The following is a 16,428-nucleotide window of genomic DNA, read 5'->3' as shown; positions in this document are numbered from 1 at the left end:
CTACGTATACAGGAGGCAACAATGCTTTTTTCTATGATGCTAAATAGGCATTCCAAAACATCTTGAGCACCCAAATTGGATCTTCATGTCGATGTGTAAAAGATAATTAGCGGAGGAACTAGTCTATTAAAAGTTTGATAAACGCCCCTAAAAGGCCACATCAAAGTGTAACGCTCCTGTGCCTTAAATTACTCTTAAGATTGGCTTCACTCCAATGATTATGTTCTATTTTGTATCTGGAATAGGTACTATGGAACCCCTAACTGAAATTTAAAATCTATGGTGTACGGCGTCTCTCTGTATACACTTGGGAAAAAAAGCAAGTTTTCTTATCTTTAATGGTTATTTAAGCAATAGGGTGTTGACTCCTCTCTTCGGCTTTATCCTCTTTGAGTAGCTACTGGAATCATATCCTATCTCCGCAAATAACCTAAAAAACCTTTAATCAAAAATTAATAATCATGTTTCATCGATTCACACTTTTTATTTTCATTATATTATTGATAAGCTGCAATACCCAAAACCGGGATCGATCAAATGAATCTTCAGATCAAAGAGAGGCCGAAGACCTAACCAAAGAAGAAGAGCTTTCGATGGCTGAATGGAAAGACTATGAAAATTCGTACCTCGGTCTAAGTTTGCGCTATCCGAATCGTTGGGAATTAATAGAGCGCACGGGATATTTGGATAATCGGGTTGTGGTTAACATCTTTAAAAATCATCAAGAGCAAGATTCCGAAAAACAACCTGTCCATCTGCACGAATCGGCAGATAAGACCTATCTCGCTATTTGGCCTAAGGGGATTGGCACCGAGATGCCTAGTGGCTCCCAAACTAAATATTCCGAAATCGAAGAACCGCAAGATGAATCCTTTCTTCTAAACGATGAGAGATCTACTGCATTTTTCCTTGAAAATGGTCAGCAATGGGGTGCGTTCTTGTCACCCGATTTGCAAATCACCAATTCGAATTGGGATGAATTTGGTTTTGTATTTGTACAGGCAGCCACAGATAATTTTTCAACCCAGTGTGTGGATGCCGAAAGCGGGGCAAAAATTCCCATGCGGGAATGTGACCCGATGGGCGGCGATACCGTTCTAAAAAAAGGGAATGTGAATCAAAACGACTGGCGCGTCCTCAAGAAGATAGTCGAAAGCATAACTTTTAACGCTACGGAAAAAGCACCTCTTACCGACCTTATAAAGGTGGAACAACCCTTGCCAAATATGAATATTAAATCGCCTTTGAAAATAAGAGGAACGGCCAGAGGATATTGGTTTTTTGAAGGCGACTTTCCTATTGTCTTACAAGATGCCAAAGGGAAAACGATTGCGAAGGGTTATGCAACCGCCAGCGATACATGGATGACTGAAGATTTTGTGCCTTTTGAAGCAACCCTTCAATACTCAGAAAACGTAACGCCCGATGATGAACGCGGATATCTTCTTTTTAAACGGGCCAACCCTTCCGGGCTTTCTCAAAATGACCGCACGTACTCCCTCCCTGTATTATTTCCTCCAAAAGAAAGATGATCAAATTTTCAATATGAGTGTATTGAGTCCTCGACGACTGTCAATTGTTTTTTGGCAAGGCGGCTTTCTTGAAAGTCTGAGAAAAACGAGATAAAGTAAAAACCTCCCTTTAAAAAGGGAGGTTTCTTCTGGAGTTGGAAACCTTCGCCTTATTTTGTGATTATAGACTTTATAAAATATTCTCCTTCCGAATTTTTCACACGAACGAAATATACACCTTTCTCCAAAGTACTAATGTCAAGTTGTTGATGATATGATTTGCTTATTATTTCCTGTCCCAAATTATTAAATACACTAACCCATACAAAGGTTTCACCTTGCTCGCGAAAATTAATAACAGATTCAGCGGGATTTGGATATATAATAAACGGAGCGTTTTTTAATGGTAATTCGAGAGTGCCCAATGTCGCTAAATCAATAGTATATTTCACCACACCCAAATCATAACTGCCAATATAGGCATCCACACTCTGCTCATGGAATTTATATGCCATACTACCCGATCCTACGTGAGCAATTGCTTCAAAAGGTAGTGCCTCCCAAGTTTCTCCACCGTCTAATGTATAAACTATTTGGCTCTCCACTCCATTGCCGGAAGGAATTGTAGCCACCGCGTGTGATGCATTTAATGGTGAGTAGTGCACTTTCCTTACGTTAGTTGTTATATAAACCTGCTCCCAACTGGCGGCGTCGTTAGTAGATCTGTATATTCCATCACTTGCAGTAATAAGATATTCGTTATTGTTATGGGGGTTTCTTTCTATATCAAAAATAATATCCGTCGCTGGGTCAATACCTAATCCGGTACTACTATCCTCCCATGTCTGTCCACCATCTACCGAACGGTATACGTGTGCTCCTACTGTGATGAATACGATGTTTGAATCTAAATCATCGATAAAAACATCAGTTAAGATATCGTTCTCAGGTAGGGTCACCGATGACACCTGCGGGTTATTCATATCATTGAAGTCAATCACTAACCCTCCTTCATTCAAGAATAATGCCCAGATCACATTGGCGTCATTAGGATCTGAGGTAAGATTAATAAGTTGGTCGAAAAAGTTTGTGTGCAATACGGTATAACTGCTTCCAAAATCATTGCTTACCTGCAAGGAAGAACCAATAAAACCACTCTCGTATTTGTAAATACGCCCGGGGATAATTTTATCAACCATATAAATGGGGGCATCAGAATTAAATACTAAGTTGACGGGTTCTACCCCAAATTGCTGTTCAAAGCCAGTTGTCAAATTCAAATGGATCAACCCTCTTTGAACACTGTGAAAGAGGTGATCATCCGTACCTTCTTGCAGTCCTACCACACCGCACGGATAAAATCGATTGTACAATCTATTAAAGGTTGTGCCAGCATCTTGAGAAAACAAAGGGTAATAATCTGCATTCACGAAGAGTTCGCCGTTCTGAAATGGACTGAAAGCCGCATGAACTCCATAGTAATAACCTTCAAGATTGTCTAATGGATATGTAGTCTTTTCATGGGTTGCCCAGTCGTCGAAGGTAATCACTACTTCATTTTCCTCCATTAGTAGTATATTATTGTGATCCAATGGATTATAGACAATTCCTGTGATATTATCTAACGTTCCTTCCTCCCAACTGATAGGAATCACGTTCCAAGTGGTTCCCCCATCTAAACTTCTGTACAGGTTTTCAACATGTCCATTGGCTTCATTTCCAATAAAAGTACCAAGTAGGATATTATTGGCATCTTGTGGATGGAAAGTGATAATATTATAGTTATTATCTGGTATTTTCTCCACCCAAGTATTTCCGCTATCTTGAGAAATAAACAACCCTCCTTCTTCATTATTAGGTCCGGCACCACGAGCAATAAAAAGCTTATTGGAGTTATCCGGACTAATAGCCACATTATTTGGGAATACCCCATTGTAATCCACATTGTAATAGATCATATTCCAAGACGCACCACCATCCATAGTATAATAAACTTTTGCATAGCCGGTTAGGCCAATCCTATATGCCTGATGTACCATAGCAATATCGTGGTTGTTTTCAAAAATGGCGTAGGAGTCGATCCAGACTTTATCGGAGCCAGTGGTTATAGGAGGTGAGTATTGACGTGTAATCTCACCAAGAGATAAATCATAAAAAAATACAGCATTTTCAGAAAGGTTTTCGTTGTACTGTACCGAAAAAGTTAAGGTATTATTCGATAATAGTTCCAGTCTTTGCAGATGAACACCATTGTTGGGATAACTGTATAGTATCTCCCAGGTGAGTCCCTTGTCATTAGACTGCATGATGTGATTTCCTAGTGTGATAGCAAATAATCGATTTTCAATGGTAGGGTGAAAGATGATATTGTACATTCGCCCGTAGTCTTCGGATCCCTTGAAAGTAAGCTGCGATTGGGAGTAAATGCTTCCTCCATATAGACCACTAATAAATGTTAATAGGATAATGAATTTTCTCATAAGTTTTCTTGTATTTGATTTTTACAGGATCAAATATTCAAAATAACAAATGCATTATAAGAAAATTAGACGCGAAAAAGTGTGACATGAATGGGTAAAATTGTGATACTATTTATTAGAACGCTGAAAGATAATCGTATAACTGGGAACTATCCTGAAGGTTCATTTTACGTGAAATTCGCTCCTTTCTCTTTCTGCAGGCACTGTCGGTGATATTTAAGACACTGGCAATTTCCTTTGTGGAGAGATTCATGTAGACATAGGAAATGAATCTAAGATCATTAGAGTTTAACGGTGGGTGCTTTTCTTTCACACTGCTTAAAAAACCTTGATTTACTTCTTCAAAATGTTTGATGAACTGCTCCCATTCATTATCTGTTTTAATAATTCCTTTCAACTTTCTAATATATGCCTTCAATTTGGTTTGTTGCTGAGCGCCATGAGAATCTTCAAGTTCATGAACCAATCTAGAAAGCATTTCATTTCGTTCTAGCAAATGAAGTGCCTTGGCTGATAGTTTTCGATTTCGTGTTTCGATTTCATTCTGTAGCCTTTCCTCTTCTAATAACGCCCTAACCTCTTCTTCCTTGAGTTTTTTCTCGAGCAGAGATCGATCCAATCGTTCCTTTTCCAATGCCAGACTCATTAACTCTTCATTTCTAGCATGAAGTACCTTGCGCTGTTGTCCCTTCGTATAATTGATTCGCAGTGCCCAAATAAACAATAAAATGATAATGACGGCTAAGGCAAGGAATATAATAAAGACATTTCGTTCGTCTCTTAATCGTTGGCGCTGATCCTGCAATTGATTACGGTAATTTTGAATCTCAAACCTTACCTTTCCTGTTTCAAAAAGACGTCCATTTTTTATGTTATGCAATCTTTGAGTTGCCATCAGAACCGAATCCTTGGCTATCAAGGCTTGCTCAAGCTGATTATCCTGCTTATAAATTTTGGCTAATTGTTCATATGCCATTAATTGGCTTTCCACATCATCCGACTCTAATAGCATGTCTTTTGCATATTGTATGGCTTCCGCATTATTCTGTGTTTCTAAAGACAACTCCGAGAGTAAGTTCAATGCATAAAGTTTAGTATCTTGCTGTGTTTTTCCAGTTAACTTGGCTAATTTCTCCAACATTTCCTTTGCAGAAATATACTGCCCTTCTTGCATCATGTTCTCTGCTCGGCCTAAATATGCTTTTTGAAGCATGTCTGGCTTATCTTTTAATAACGGGATGGCTATATCAAAATAGGATCTCGCTTTATCTAACTCATGCTTCTGGTTTGCAACAAGCCCTAAATTAACTGCATAATATGCTATCTTGGTCGTGTCGGCATTTTTGTTAGCAATGGTAAATGCACGTGAAAAGTATTCTAGCGCCTTATCGAAATTATCTTCTTTTAAATAGAGTACCGCGATATTGTTAAGGACGATCATCTCGTACTTTTCACCCAGTTCCTTAATAGCGATCGTATATGCTTGCAAGTAATGGTCGAGCGCTTCCCCTAGATCATGCATGGAATAATAATTGGCCCCCATGTTATTATAGGCTAGGAATCGCTGGTTATGCCAATTGTTCTCCCGTGCCATGGTTTGAGCTTTAACAAGTAGTTCCAAAGATCGCACATGATCTCCTTCTTGCATAAGCTTGACCCCTTTGGATATTAGACTGTCGCAGATTGCTTTACTCTCCTGCTGTGAGTAGACCGAACCCTGGATTAAGAGTACAATATATGAGAATAAAATACCGATTCGTAGCACCATTGATTTTCTGGCATTATCAAAACAATTCCAACAAAAATAGAAAATAGTCTTCTTACAAACCCTATCATCGATCTAGGAAAATTCATACCCCTAATTTCCGTATGGAACAATAGTAAACTAGTTTTTAGATACTGATTCTTACTCTAACACATTTGGATATTTTTACCTAAATACAGCATTGTAGATATGACGCTTTAAAAAGGCAGAAATATATGGGACTTTAGAATTCACCTTTCGGAATACGCCGATTTTCAATCAAAATCGTTAAATTGCTTTTTTTGAAAATTCGCCGCCGTGCACGCTCAATAAACGATTGTAAAAATGAAGAAAATTGTATTCGCAACAGCTTTTTGTCTGTCACTGTTCCTCCCAAAAACTGGAAATGCCCAAATAGATGACGACCAGCTAGGTGCATGGTATATGTACTTCGTCACTACTACCTTTAACGAAAGCCCCTGGGGACTACAGGGAGATATTCAATATCGGAATTGGGACATCATAGGGGATCTTGAACAATTGTTGATTCGAGGGGGTCTCACTTATAGTCCGAAGGAAGAAAAGCTAAAAGTAACATTAGGATATGCTCATATAACTACCGGGGCTTTTGGATCGGACAGCGAGACTACTTCAGAAAGCAGAATCTATCAGGAAGCGTTATTTCCGGTTCAATTTGGCAATCGCTTCTATACCAATCATCGTTTTAGATTCGAACAGCGTTTTGTGGAGGATCAAGATTTTAGAACGCGCTTTCGGTATAATTTGTTTTTAAACGTTGCATTAAACAAAACCGCAATGGAGAAGAATACAATCTATCTTGCGCTCTATAATGAACTTTTTATTAATGGACAACGAGACATAGGTAACGAGAGAACTGTTGAGTTGTTTGACAGAAATCGATTGTATACAGGATTGGGATACATCCTAAATAAAAATCTTAAATTTCAATTGGGCTTCATGAATCAGACCACGGATAATTGGAGTAAGAACCAATTACAGATTAGCGTGCATCAAACCATTTAAATACGAAAATGTAAAACATATTTCCCATGAACACGACTCCGGAACACGACAAACGAATGGCAGAACTAACTTTTGCTTCGGTATATCCACATTATATCACCAAAGTCGAGAAAAAGGGAAGAACAGTGAACGAACTACATGAAGTAATTAAGTGGTTGACCGGCTTCGATGAGGCCAAACTGCAAGAACTCATCGCAGACAAAGTAACCTTTAAAACTTTCTTTGAAAAAGCAGATATTAACTCCAATGCCCACCTTATTAAAGGTGTTATTTGCGGCTATCGAATAGAAGATATTGAAACACCCCTAACGAAACAAGTACGGTATCTGGACAAATTGGTGGACGAATTGGCCAAAGGAAGAAAAATGGAAAAAATTCTAAGAGAATAACATCCGCTTGACACCATATCCTATGCCACATGGAATAGAAACTTACAACAAAGCCCAATCTCATGTCGAGAAAGAAATCTGTGAGAAACTCCAACAGGTGATCGATTTACAATTGCCCGAAGCAGAAAGCAAGATCTGGCACGCACATCCGGTTTGGTTTCTCGACGGCAATCCTGTTGTGGGCTACAGCAAACTGAAAGACTGCATACGATTGCTGTTCTGGAGCGGACAAACCTTTGAGGAACCTCATTTAAAAGACGAAGGAAAGTTTAAGGCGGCCGAAATTCGCTTTACCGATCCCCATCAAATTGATATTTCCAGTCTTAAATGTTGGTTGCAAAAAGCCAGGGAAATACAATGGGATTACAAGAATATCGTGAAGAGAAAAGGAAGGTTGGATCGTTTAAAATAATTTACCTGGTCCTGCTTCTTTAAAAACACGCGGCAACAGAGTTGCCTTCTTATAATTCTAATGTTAAACGAATCAGTAAAGAACACGCATGTTGAAAGCATCCTTCTATAACATGATGAGCGCTTACACCAGCAACAGGAAGTATATTGACCACTGTTGGCAGGAAATAGAATTAAAATATTCTCACAGATCGAGATACTACCACACACTTGCACACTTGGAGATGATGCTTTCAGAATTGAAAAATGTCCTGTCGCAAGTACATCATCAGGATACCTTGCGATTTGCCATCTATTACCACGATATTATCTATAAACCCGGCAGGAGTGACAACGAAGCAAAGAGTGCTCTACGCTTCGAAGAACGAATTTCTAAAACTTCTTTTAAGTTCATCAAGGAGTGTAAAGCACAGATTGAAGCTACCAAAGAACACAAACGCTCTACTGATAAAGACACCAATATCCTAATGGATCTGGATCTGCTTATTTTAGGTCAAACTCCTGAAGTGTATGAGAGCTATTGTAACAATATTCGAAGAGAATTCTCAGCCTTCCCTAATTTCCTGTATCGCAAAGGAAGAAAGGAGTTTCTAGAACGTTTTTTAGCCCTGGATACTATCTATAAAGTCAATTATTTTAAGGAAAAATTCGAGGAGCAGGCCCGTAAGAACCTGCAAAGAGAACTTGAGAATTTATGATTCATCTGTAGACTCACACAAATTTTTTGCGATAGCTGCTGAAGCATCCGGCGTAAAACCTAAGATTCGTTTGTTAGTATTTTTTTATCTTGTACTTCACACTTCTGTAAAATATCGAAAACCGGTCTTTCTGAAAGTTTTAGAATCATGAGAAACTTTTTGTTCTTTATATTCGTCTCCTATTCATTCCTCGGGCAAAATGATAAAATAACTCAATTAAGCTTGCTGAAACTGGATCCCTCAGGTACCCATCCGGTTCACAGCATTCTTTTACATATTGAAGATACCGAAAATGGCCATGTATATTCTAAAGCCTTCGGAAGGAGTTCTGATGGCAGCAGAGCGATTTATCCAAACGACAGTTTCCGTATTGCCAGTGCTACCAAACTGTTCGTTGCGGTTATCATACTTCAACTGGCCGAAGAAGGAAAGCTCGACCTTGACGAGATATTTCTGAAATATCTTCCTCCCACAGGGACAGAGCAACTCAGGTCGCTTCATATCAACAAGGGTACAAATTTAACTCATAACATTACGGTAGAACAGCTACTGTCGCATCGTTCAGGCTTGGCAGATATATTTACCGATGCTGAAGAAGCCTTCGTAGAATACCTCTTTCGCGATCCGCAGAGACAGCATACCCCCGATTCAATTTTAGCAAACTACTTCGATCTTCAACTGCATACAAAGCCTCATTTCGCACCGGGTGAAGGCTGGCACTACTCCGATATGAATTATGTTCTGCTCGGTCTTCTTATCGAGCAATTCGAGCAAAGATCCCTTCCAGAAGTCATTCGCTCAAGGATCTTAGCACCTTTGAACATGCAGGCTACCTATTTTGAATTTTACGAACCGCCCATAAAACCTGCAACTCGCGTAGAACAATTTGTAGGCAATATCAATTTTTCCCGGATCAATACTTCTTTTGATTGGGCCGGTGGCGGCCTCGTAGCGACCAACGGTGATCTGGCGATATTTATTAAAGCATTGTTTGAGGGCAGTTTGCTTTCTGAAGCATCTCTGCAAGCCATGATGGATGTGCGACAAACGAAAGAAAATGAAAGCCCCTATGGACTTGGCATCTATCAAACTTCATATAACGGAGAACACTATTACGGCCATTACGGGTATTACGGCACCTACATTGGCTATGCCCCTGCAACGGGAATGATCCTCTCCTACTGCATCACGCAAACAGATCTGCCATTTAGCGCATACGAATACATTGGCACGGTACTTTCCGGTTTCCATTGAAGTGTTGTGAACGTTTTACTGAAAGGTCAGCGAAAAAGTACATGGCATAATAAATTAATTATCATATATTTAGAGGAACTAACCAAAGTACCATGAAATTTACCTTCCGAAGCTATTTACATTGGCTTTTCTTCGGAACTGCGAATCATTCTTTGAAAATTCGCAGGCTGCGAGCATATATAGTTCGATGCTTCCGAAGCGAGGCGTGCATACTTTCAGCAAACAGAACACATCCTGAATCCCATTTTTTAACCTACCCAGGTGCCTACATTTTCATGCAAAGCATTGTTCTAACTCAAAACCTTTCAGAATGAAAAATAAACCAACCCCTTGGAACAAGATGGAACTGCAAACGTATATCCTATTGCTCTGTGCAAGTGCAGATTCTGTTGCCAGTGAAGCCGAGATCCAGTTGATCCGTACCAAGGCAGATCCTGCCACCTTTAAAAAAATATACGAGGAGTTTAAAACAGATACCGAAGATGAAAGTCTGGAAAAGATAGAAGATAATCTGGAGTGGCATGATTACTCGAGCAAGGAGTTGGCGCAAATTCGAAAAGAAATGCATGCTGTATTTTCGGTAGACAAGCGATATCATATGGCAGAGCGCAATATAGATCGGATTTTGGATAATTTGTTGTATTGATCTTTTAGATGCGAAGCATTGGCGATAATTAAAACACTCATTGTAATTGATTGTTTTTATGCTATCCGGGACGCAGCTATTTATTGGATTGTAAGTGATTTTGAGGATAATTCAGTCACAACAACATAGGGGAATTTAGTAACTTTAAAAGATCCCCGCCATATTTAATATTTCAATTTTTTAGTATCGAGAAGCAAAAAGCCAAAGCGCAAATTATAACTCTATATGAAGGCAAAATCAATAAAAGGAAGCTCCACCCAAGAAATCGAAACGGCATTGGCAACAAATTTAGCGGATGGTTTCGCACCTACGCTCGCCTTGGTCTTTCTTTCTGTATCACAGGACAGAAAAACAATTACAAAGCTTTTGGATAATAAAGGTATTCAAGTGTTTGGGGTCACTACCAATGGAGAGTTTATAGACGGAGAAACCGAAAAGGGCTCTGTAGCCATTCTGTTACTCGATATGAACAAAGATAACTTTCAAATTTATTTTGAAGAATATCCCCGTAAAAATTATAGAGAAGTCGCTGCATCCATAGCAACAAAGGTGAAGACAAAATTCTCCACTCCTGCATTTTTAATCGGGACCAGTCATCCTGCGGTGGATGGGGAAGAAATTTTGCGTGGTTTGGAAGATATCGCCGGAATGGATTTAAATGCTTTTGGCGGGGCTGCAGGAGATGACTATACCTTTGAAGACACCTTTGTTTTTACAAACGGTCAAGAAACTAATGAAGGCATTGTATGTATTGCCCTAGATGAGACCAAGGTAGAAGTAAAAGGTATTGCCACCTGCGGCTGGAAGGCTGTGGGAACCGAAAAAACTGTTACAAAGAGTGAAGGTAATCATATCTACACCATCGAGAATGAACCTGCCCTTGATATAACTGTAAAATATGGAGGACTTGAAAATATAAGTCCAGGCAACAAAGACGTGCTCATGGAACTGGCTACAAATTTTGCCTTGCAATTACAAAGAGAAAAGGGTGATCCGGTGATGCGTCCACCGTTGGTTGTGGATTGGAATGACAAATCATATTATACGAGTGGTACCATTCCGCAAGGATCAAAAATCCGATTTTCTATTCCACCAGATTGGGACGTGATGGAAAAAGTAGTTAAAGGGGTTGAAGAGCTAAAAGAAACCCAAATGCCACAAGCAGATGCTTTAGTGGTCTTTAGTTGTGCCGGAAGGATTTTGGCATTAGGTCCAATGATGAAGGAAGAAATAGAAGGAGTAAAAAATGTGTGGAACGTGCCCATGGTAGGAATGTTCAGCAATGCAGAGCTGGGCCGCGCCACAGGAGGAAACTTAGAGATGCACAATTTAACAACTTGCTGCGTCGCCTTAAAAGAAAAATAACTAATACTCAATAACATGCAAAAAATAACAGTCCTGTATGGACATCCAACAGACCCCGAGGCTTTTGAAAAATATTACAAAAAGAATCACCTCCCCCTTACAGCTACCATGAAAGGTGTTGCTAGACTGGAATTGACGAAATTTTTGGGAACACCGGACGGGCATAAAGCCGAATATTACCGCATGGCCGAGCTGTACTTTTCCACTCCCCAACAAATGCAGGAAACTATGGGCTCGCCCGAAGGGCAAGCAACAGTTTTGGATTTATCCAATTTTGCAACAGGCGGAGTCAATGTAATTATAGGAACTGTAGAAAATGTAAAATAAATTAAAAAAATGATTGCAAAAACAATAAAGGCCCATTCAACTGAAGCCATTATTAAAGAAATTGATACCACAATTGCTGACGGCTTTAAACCCACCTTGGCCATTGTCTTCCTTTCCATGAAACAAGATTGGAAGACAGTAACCCATACGTTGGACAAACTGGGTATTGCTGTTTTTGGGGCTACTACTGCGGGTGAGTTTATCAATGGTGAGATTGAAGAAGGGAGTATCGCTGTTATGTTGCTCGATATTAACACTGCATATTTCAAACTGGAATTTCTTGAAACCGGCGAACAAACAACCTTAGAGAATGCACAAAAAATTGGCATGCAAGGGAAGAAAACATTTTCAAAGCCTGGATTTATTATTGTATCCGGATGGTTGAGCAATGATGGCGAAAATATTGTGGAAGGAATTAGTAAAGGATATGGAGGCGACGTTACCATTTATGGGGGGATGGCTGGCGACGACCTAAGTTTGACAGGTCCAATTGTTTTTACAAAAGGTAAAAGTAGTCCGCAAGGCCTCTTGGCACTTATTATAGATGAAGACAAAATTGAAATAAATGGCATTGCCTCTTGCGGTTGGCAACCTATAGGTACAACAAAAACCATTACAAAAAGTGAAGGAAATGTTGTTTATACCATAGACGATAAGCCTGCCCTGGATATGATCATGAAATATCTGGGTGTAGAATACGATTTCGATTCTGGCAACGAAATAGTAACCCAATTGGGAGCATACTACCCCTTGCAAATGGAACGGGAAAATGTGGCACCCGTAATGCGAACGGCTATGTTGGCCAATAGGGAGGATAGGTCCCTTATTTGTGCCGGCAATGTTCCACAGGGTTCCAAAGTAAAGTTTTCGCTTCCCCCGGACTTTGATGCAATTGAAATAGTGGTAGGAGAATGTAGGGAATTAAAAGAGGAAAGTCAGGAGGAGGCCGATGCGTTGATCATGTTCTCCTGCGTAAGCAGACACCTTGCTTTTGGGATTTTAATGAAAGAAGAAATAGAGCAAGTGCAGCAAGTGTGGGAATCACCCATGATAGGTTTTTTCACCTATGGAGAATTTGGTAAATCGAAAACAGGCAAGCATGAGTTTCATAACAATACATGCTGCCTGGTGGCATTAAAAGAAAAATAAAAAAGCAAGCTTACTTCTTAAAATAAGTTAATAAATGATTTCAAAAACTATAAAAGCAAACTCAACAGCTGCCATTATCAAAGAAATCGATCAGGCCACCTCCGATGGTTTCAAACCAACTCTGGCTATAGTCTTCTTATCCATTGAACAAGATTGGAACGCTGTGAGCGACGTCTTAGACAAGCGCGATATTGCTGTTTTCGGTGCCACTACTGCAGGTGAATTTATTGACGGAGAAGTTGAGCAAGGTAGCATTACCATGATGTTACTGGATATGAATAGTGGATATTTTAACGTAGAATTTCTTGAGACAAGCGCTGAAACCGCTTTCGATACTGCCAAGAAGCTCGGTTCTATTGGTAAACAAACATATTCGAATCCGGCGTTCATAATCGCAACCGGCGGTGTATTTATTGATGGCGAAAAAATTATTGTAGGTATCATGGAGGGATTCGGAAAACGGAGTGCATTGACTCCTGAGAGCGAGTTAACCGTATTTGGAGGGATGGCCGGAGATGATTTATTAGCCGAAAAGCCACTTGTCTTTACCAACGGAAAAAGTGAAGACAATGCCTTGATCGCCCTTATCATTGATCAAGATAAAATAGATGTGCGAGGTATTGCTACCTGTGGCTGGAAGGCGATTGGCACGACAAAAACGGTAACCAAGAGCGAGGGTAATATTGTGTATACCATAGACGATAAACCAGCACTGGACATGTTAATGAAATATCTTGGCGTGGACGTAAAGCTGGATGATAATACGGATATCGTGCCATTTCTAAATTCGTGGTATTATCCGTTGCAATTGGAAAGGGACAATGGAGATACTGTAATACGGGCAACAAGATTTGCCAACCGAAAAGACCGCTCCCTTATATGTACCGGAGGTGTGCCGCAAGGGTCTAAGATAAAATTTTCGCTACCCCCGGATTTTGATTCCATCGAAACAGTGGTTTCGGAATGTGCCAGCATTAAAGACAATCCCCAACAGCAGGCTGATGCCTTGATCATGTTTTCTTGTGTAAGCCGGCATTTATCTTTTGGAGCTTTAATGAAAGAAGAGATAGAACTTGTGCAAAAAGTTTGGGATGCACCTATGGTTGGCTTCTTTACCTATGGTGAATACGGAAAATCAAAAATAGGCATTAATGAATTTCATAACAATGCCTGTTGTGTGGTGTCTTTAACAGAAAAATAATCGAGTCATGAGATCTAAATCGATACACGGAGCATCAGTTTCGGAAATAAAAGCCAATTTGGAAAATTCAACGGCAGATGGTTTTGAACCCACCGCAGCCATCGTTTTTATATCCATCGAACAAGATAGGAAGGCCGTTTGCAACCTTTTGAAAGATCGAAATATTAGTGTTTTTGGTGCTACCTCATGCGGTGAATTTATAGACGGCAAACAAACCAAAGGAGAGACGGCTATTTTGCTTTTGGAGTTGCGCCAGAAGCATTTCAGCATCTTGCTTGAAGCACTGGGTGAAGGAACATTAGAGCAAGGCGCTTCCCGTTTGGCAAATAGAGTAAAAAAAGAATTCAGCAACCCCTCCATCATCCTTTGCCCTACCGGAATAGACAAAAATGGTGCATTTTTTAACGGAGATGAATTAGTGACCCATTTAGAAAAAAAACTTGGCCCGGATAAATTATTTTTTGGAGGAATGGCCGGGGACGATTGGAAATTAAATGGTACGTATGTGTTTACCGAGAAAGAAGAGACCGACCGTGGAATCGTCGCTTTAGTCCTTAATGGAGATGCCATTGAGATAAAAGGCATGGCAATAACTGGCTGGAAGCCCATGGGCATCTCAAGAACTGTTACCAAGAGCAAAGGAAACTTGTTACATGAGATTGACGGCATTCCCGCTGTCGAAATGTACTTAAAGTATTTGGGACGGACAGACCTCGAAGACAAAATAGGATATGATGTGTTAAAGGAATTGTCGTTTGAATATCCTTTTATTGTGGAAAGGGAAAACAATGAGACCATACTAAAGAGCCCAATGAAAATCAATCAAGACGAAAATGCTTTATTTATGGATATTGAAATGCCTGTTGGAACCAAATTCTGGTTTACAAAGCCGCCTGAATTGGATATTGTGGAAGAAGTTTTGGATAAGGTCAACCTCCTAAAGGGCAATCCGGACGAGCAAGCCGATGCATTGCTGGTTTTTTCATGCGCAGGCAGGCAACCGGTATTGGGGCCTTTGGTGAATGAAGAAAATGATGGACTCGCAAAAGTTTGGAAAACACCCATGGCGGGTTTTTTTACGTATGGTGAAATTGGACGATCCTATAACGGCAAACAAAACTTTCATTCGGGAGCTTGCTGTTGGGTCGCTATAAAAGAAAGGATTTAGATGAACCAACACCTTCAAACATTAAAAGATTTGATCCAGCAATCAAATGCCTTTTCCGAAGAGGAAAAAGTATTACTTCTGAAGGCTGTAAAGAACGCAGAAAACGATCTGATGATCTCAGAATTTAAACTGGAACGTACCGAAAAGGTCAAACGTACTACTGCGATCTTATTAGAGGAGACGATTGATGAGTTGGAACAAAAAAGAAAAACGATCGAAGTAGCCAACGAAGCCTTAAGCAAATCCCTGAAGGAGTTAAAAGCCACACAAGCGCAGCTTATTCAATCTGAAAAGATGGCTTCACTGGGAGAGCTCACTGCCGGTATTGCGCATGAAATTCAGAATCCCTTGAATTTTGTCAATAATTTTTCTGAGATCAGTATAGAATTATTGGAAGAGATGATGGAAGAATTAAATAACGGTGATTCCGAAGAGGTACACGCCATCGCCAATGATGTTATTCAAAATCTCGAAAAAATCAACCATCATGGAAAACGTGCCGATGGCATCGTAAAAGGAATGTTACTACACAGCCGAAGCAGCAGTGGTGTAAAAGAAGCCTCAGAAATCAATGTTCTGGTTGATGAATATTTGCGTCTGGCATATCACGGGCTTCGGGCAAAGGACAAGGCCTTTAATGCCTCCATGGAGACACATTTTGACACATCGGTGGATAAAGTAAACATTGTGCCACAAGATATTGGAAGGGTTATTTTAAATCTAATCACGAATGCATTTTATGCGGTTTCAGAAAAGAAAAAGACCGAAACAGATAAATTTCAACCAACAGTTTGGATAGAGACAAAAAACAAAGAAAAAGCAGTGGAAATTTCGGTGAGAGACAATGGCAACGGAATGCCGAAACATGTGGTTGAAAAAATATTCCAGCCCTTTTTTACTACCAAACCTACTGGTCAAGGTACCGGACTCGGACTTAGTTTAAGTTATGACATTGTCAAAGCACATGGCGGTGAGCTAAAAGTGGAAACCGAAGAAGGAAAAGGCACTGAATTTATTATTTTATTACCACTAACCAATTGA

At 39.9% G+C, this 16,428-nt stretch carries 15 protein-coding genes; 13 read left to right on the top strand and 2 right to left on the bottom strand.

The window, feature by feature from the left end:
* Window positions 1-461 precede the first annotated feature (461 nt).
* Entirely contained in the window at window positions 462-1,532 is a 1,071-nt protein-coding gene (locus JS40_RS14540) for a Gmad2 immunoglobulin-like domain-containing protein (RefSeq protein ID WP_034261753.1), read from the top strand.
* Window positions 1,533-1,681: 149 nt separating this feature from the next.
* Here JS40_RS14540 and JS40_RS14535 read toward each other — a convergent pair whose 3' ends face one another.
* A complete protein-coding gene (locus tag JS40_RS14535) occupies window positions 1,682-3,991 on the bottom strand; it encodes a T9SS type A sorting domain-containing protein (RefSeq protein WP_034261751.1) in 2,310 nt (769 codons plus the stop codon).
* A 115-nt stretch (window positions 3,992-4,106) separates the two neighbouring features.
* On the bottom strand, window positions 4,107-5,759 hold the full coding sequence (locus JS40_RS14530) for a tetratricopeptide repeat protein (RefSeq protein ID WP_034261748.1): 1,653 nt from the start codon (window positions 5,757-5,759) through the stop codon (window positions 4,107-4,109).
* Window positions 5,760-6,080: 321 nt separating this feature from the next.
* Here JS40_RS14530 and JS40_RS14525 point away from each other — a divergent pair, with 321 nt between their 5' ends.
* The 12 genes from JS40_RS14525 (at window position 6,081) to JS40_RS14470 (ending at window position 16,428) form a co-directional block, all read left to right on the top strand.
* Window positions 6,081-6,779, top strand: a complete 699-nt coding sequence (locus tag JS40_RS14525; RefSeq protein WP_084677520.1) for a DUF2490 domain-containing protein — start codon at window positions 6,081-6,083, stop codon at window positions 6,777-6,779.
* 26 nt (window positions 6,780-6,805) lie between these two features.
* On the top strand, window positions 6,806-7,168 hold the full coding sequence (locus tag JS40_RS14520; RefSeq protein ID WP_034261746.1) for a DUF2200 domain-containing protein: 363 nt from the start codon (window positions 6,806-6,808) through the stop codon (window positions 7,166-7,168).
* A gap of 22 nt (window positions 7,169-7,190) precedes the next feature.
* Window positions 7,191-7,580, top strand: coding sequence for a DUF1801 domain-containing protein (locus JS40_RS14515; protein WP_034261743.1), 390 nt, complete (start codon window positions 7,191-7,193; stop codon window positions 7,578-7,580).
* Between the two features lie 88 nt (window positions 7,581-7,668).
* Window positions 7,669-8,277, top strand: coding sequence for an HD domain-containing protein (locus tag JS40_RS14510; protein ID WP_034261741.1), 609 nt, complete (start codon window positions 7,669-7,671; stop codon window positions 8,275-8,277).
* Between the two features lie 147 nt (window positions 8,278-8,424).
* Entirely contained in the window at window positions 8,425-9,531 is a 1,107-nt protein-coding gene (locus JS40_RS14505; RefSeq protein WP_034261740.1) for a serine hydrolase domain-containing protein, read from the top strand.
* Window positions 9,532-9,841: 310 nt separating this feature from the next.
* Window positions 9,842-10,177, top strand: a complete 336-nt coding sequence (locus tag JS40_RS14500; RefSeq protein WP_034261738.1) for a hypothetical protein — start codon at window positions 9,842-9,844, stop codon at window positions 10,175-10,177.
* 225 nt (window positions 10,178-10,402) lie between these two features.
* Complete coding sequence (locus tag JS40_RS14495) at window positions 10,403-11,542, top strand: FIST signal transduction protein (RefSeq protein WP_034261736.1); 1,140 nt, start codon at window positions 10,403-10,405, stop codon at window positions 11,540-11,542.
* Between the two features lie 15 nt (window positions 11,543-11,557).
* Window positions 11,558-11,869, top strand: a complete 312-nt coding sequence (locus JS40_RS14490; protein ID WP_034261734.1) for an EthD family reductase — start codon at window positions 11,558-11,560, stop codon at window positions 11,867-11,869.
* A gap of 9 nt (window positions 11,870-11,878) precedes the next feature.
* Entirely contained in the window at window positions 11,879-13,018 is a 1,140-nt protein-coding gene (locus JS40_RS14485) for an FIST signal transduction protein (RefSeq protein ID WP_034261732.1), read from the top strand.
* 34 nt (window positions 13,019-13,052) lie between these two features.
* A complete protein-coding gene (locus JS40_RS14480) occupies window positions 13,053-14,219 on the top strand; it encodes an FIST signal transduction protein (protein ID WP_034261731.1) in 1,167 nt (388 codons plus the stop codon).
* Between the two features lie 7 nt (window positions 14,220-14,226).
* The gene (locus tag JS40_RS14475) at window positions 14,227-15,387 is read left to right on the top strand and encodes an FIST signal transduction protein (RefSeq protein WP_034261728.1); all 1,161 of its coding nucleotides are present in this window, start codon (window positions 14,227-14,229) and stop codon (window positions 15,385-15,387) included.
* Window positions 15,388-16,428, top strand: a complete 1,041-nt coding sequence (locus JS40_RS14470) for a sensor histidine kinase (protein WP_034261725.1) — start codon at window positions 15,388-15,390, stop codon at window positions 16,426-16,428.

The organism is Altibacter lentus (assembly GCF_000746845.1).
Classification (GTDB): domain Bacteria; phylum Bacteroidota; class Bacteroidia; order Flavobacteriales; family Flavobacteriaceae; genus Altibacter; species Altibacter lentus.
The sequence above is the reverse complement of the archived record's forward strand: the minus strand, read 5'-3'. Positions and strand labels throughout refer to the sequence as shown.

Coding starts and splice junctions, on each gene's coding strand:
- JS40_RS14540 (WP_034261753.1), top strand. CDS start 462: ATGTTTCATCGATTCACACTTTTTATTTTCATTATATTATTGATAAGC.
- JS40_RS14535 (WP_034261751.1), bottom strand. CDS start 3,991: ATGAGAAAATTCATTATCCTATTAACATTTATTAGTGGTCTATATGGA.
- JS40_RS14530 (WP_034261748.1), bottom strand. CDS start 5,759: ATGGTGCTACGAATCGGTATTTTATTCTCATATATTGTACTCTTAATC.
- JS40_RS14525 (WP_084677520.1), top strand. CDS start 6,081: ATGAAGAAAATTGTATTCGCAACAGCTTTTTGTCTGTCACTGTTCCTC.
- JS40_RS14520 (WP_034261746.1), top strand. CDS start 6,806: ATGAACACGACTCCGGAACACGACAAACGAATGGCAGAACTAACTTTT.
- JS40_RS14515 (WP_034261743.1), top strand. CDS start 7,191: ATGCCACATGGAATAGAAACTTACAACAAAGCCCAATCTCATGTCGAG.
- JS40_RS14510 (WP_034261741.1), top strand. CDS start 7,669: ATGTTGAAAGCATCCTTCTATAACATGATGAGCGCTTACACCAGCAAC.
- JS40_RS14505 (WP_034261740.1), top strand. CDS start 8,425: ATGAGAAACTTTTTGTTCTTTATATTCGTCTCCTATTCATTCCTCGGG.
- JS40_RS14500 (WP_034261738.1), top strand. CDS start 9,842: ATGAAAAATAAACCAACCCCTTGGAACAAGATGGAACTGCAAACGTAT.
- JS40_RS14495 (WP_034261736.1), top strand. CDS start 10,403: ATGAAGGCAAAATCAATAAAAGGAAGCTCCACCCAAGAAATCGAAACG.
- JS40_RS14490 (WP_034261734.1), top strand. CDS start 11,558: ATGCAAAAAATAACAGTCCTGTATGGACATCCAACAGACCCCGAGGCT.
- JS40_RS14485 (WP_034261732.1), top strand. CDS start 11,879: ATGATTGCAAAAACAATAAAGGCCCATTCAACTGAAGCCATTATTAAA.
- JS40_RS14480 (WP_034261731.1), top strand. CDS start 13,053: ATGATTTCAAAAACTATAAAAGCAAACTCAACAGCTGCCATTATCAAA.
- JS40_RS14475 (WP_034261728.1), top strand. CDS start 14,227: ATGAGATCTAAATCGATACACGGAGCATCAGTTTCGGAAATAAAAGCC.
- JS40_RS14470 (WP_034261725.1), top strand. CDS start 15,388: ATGAACCAACACCTTCAAACATTAAAAGATTTGATCCAGCAATCAAAT.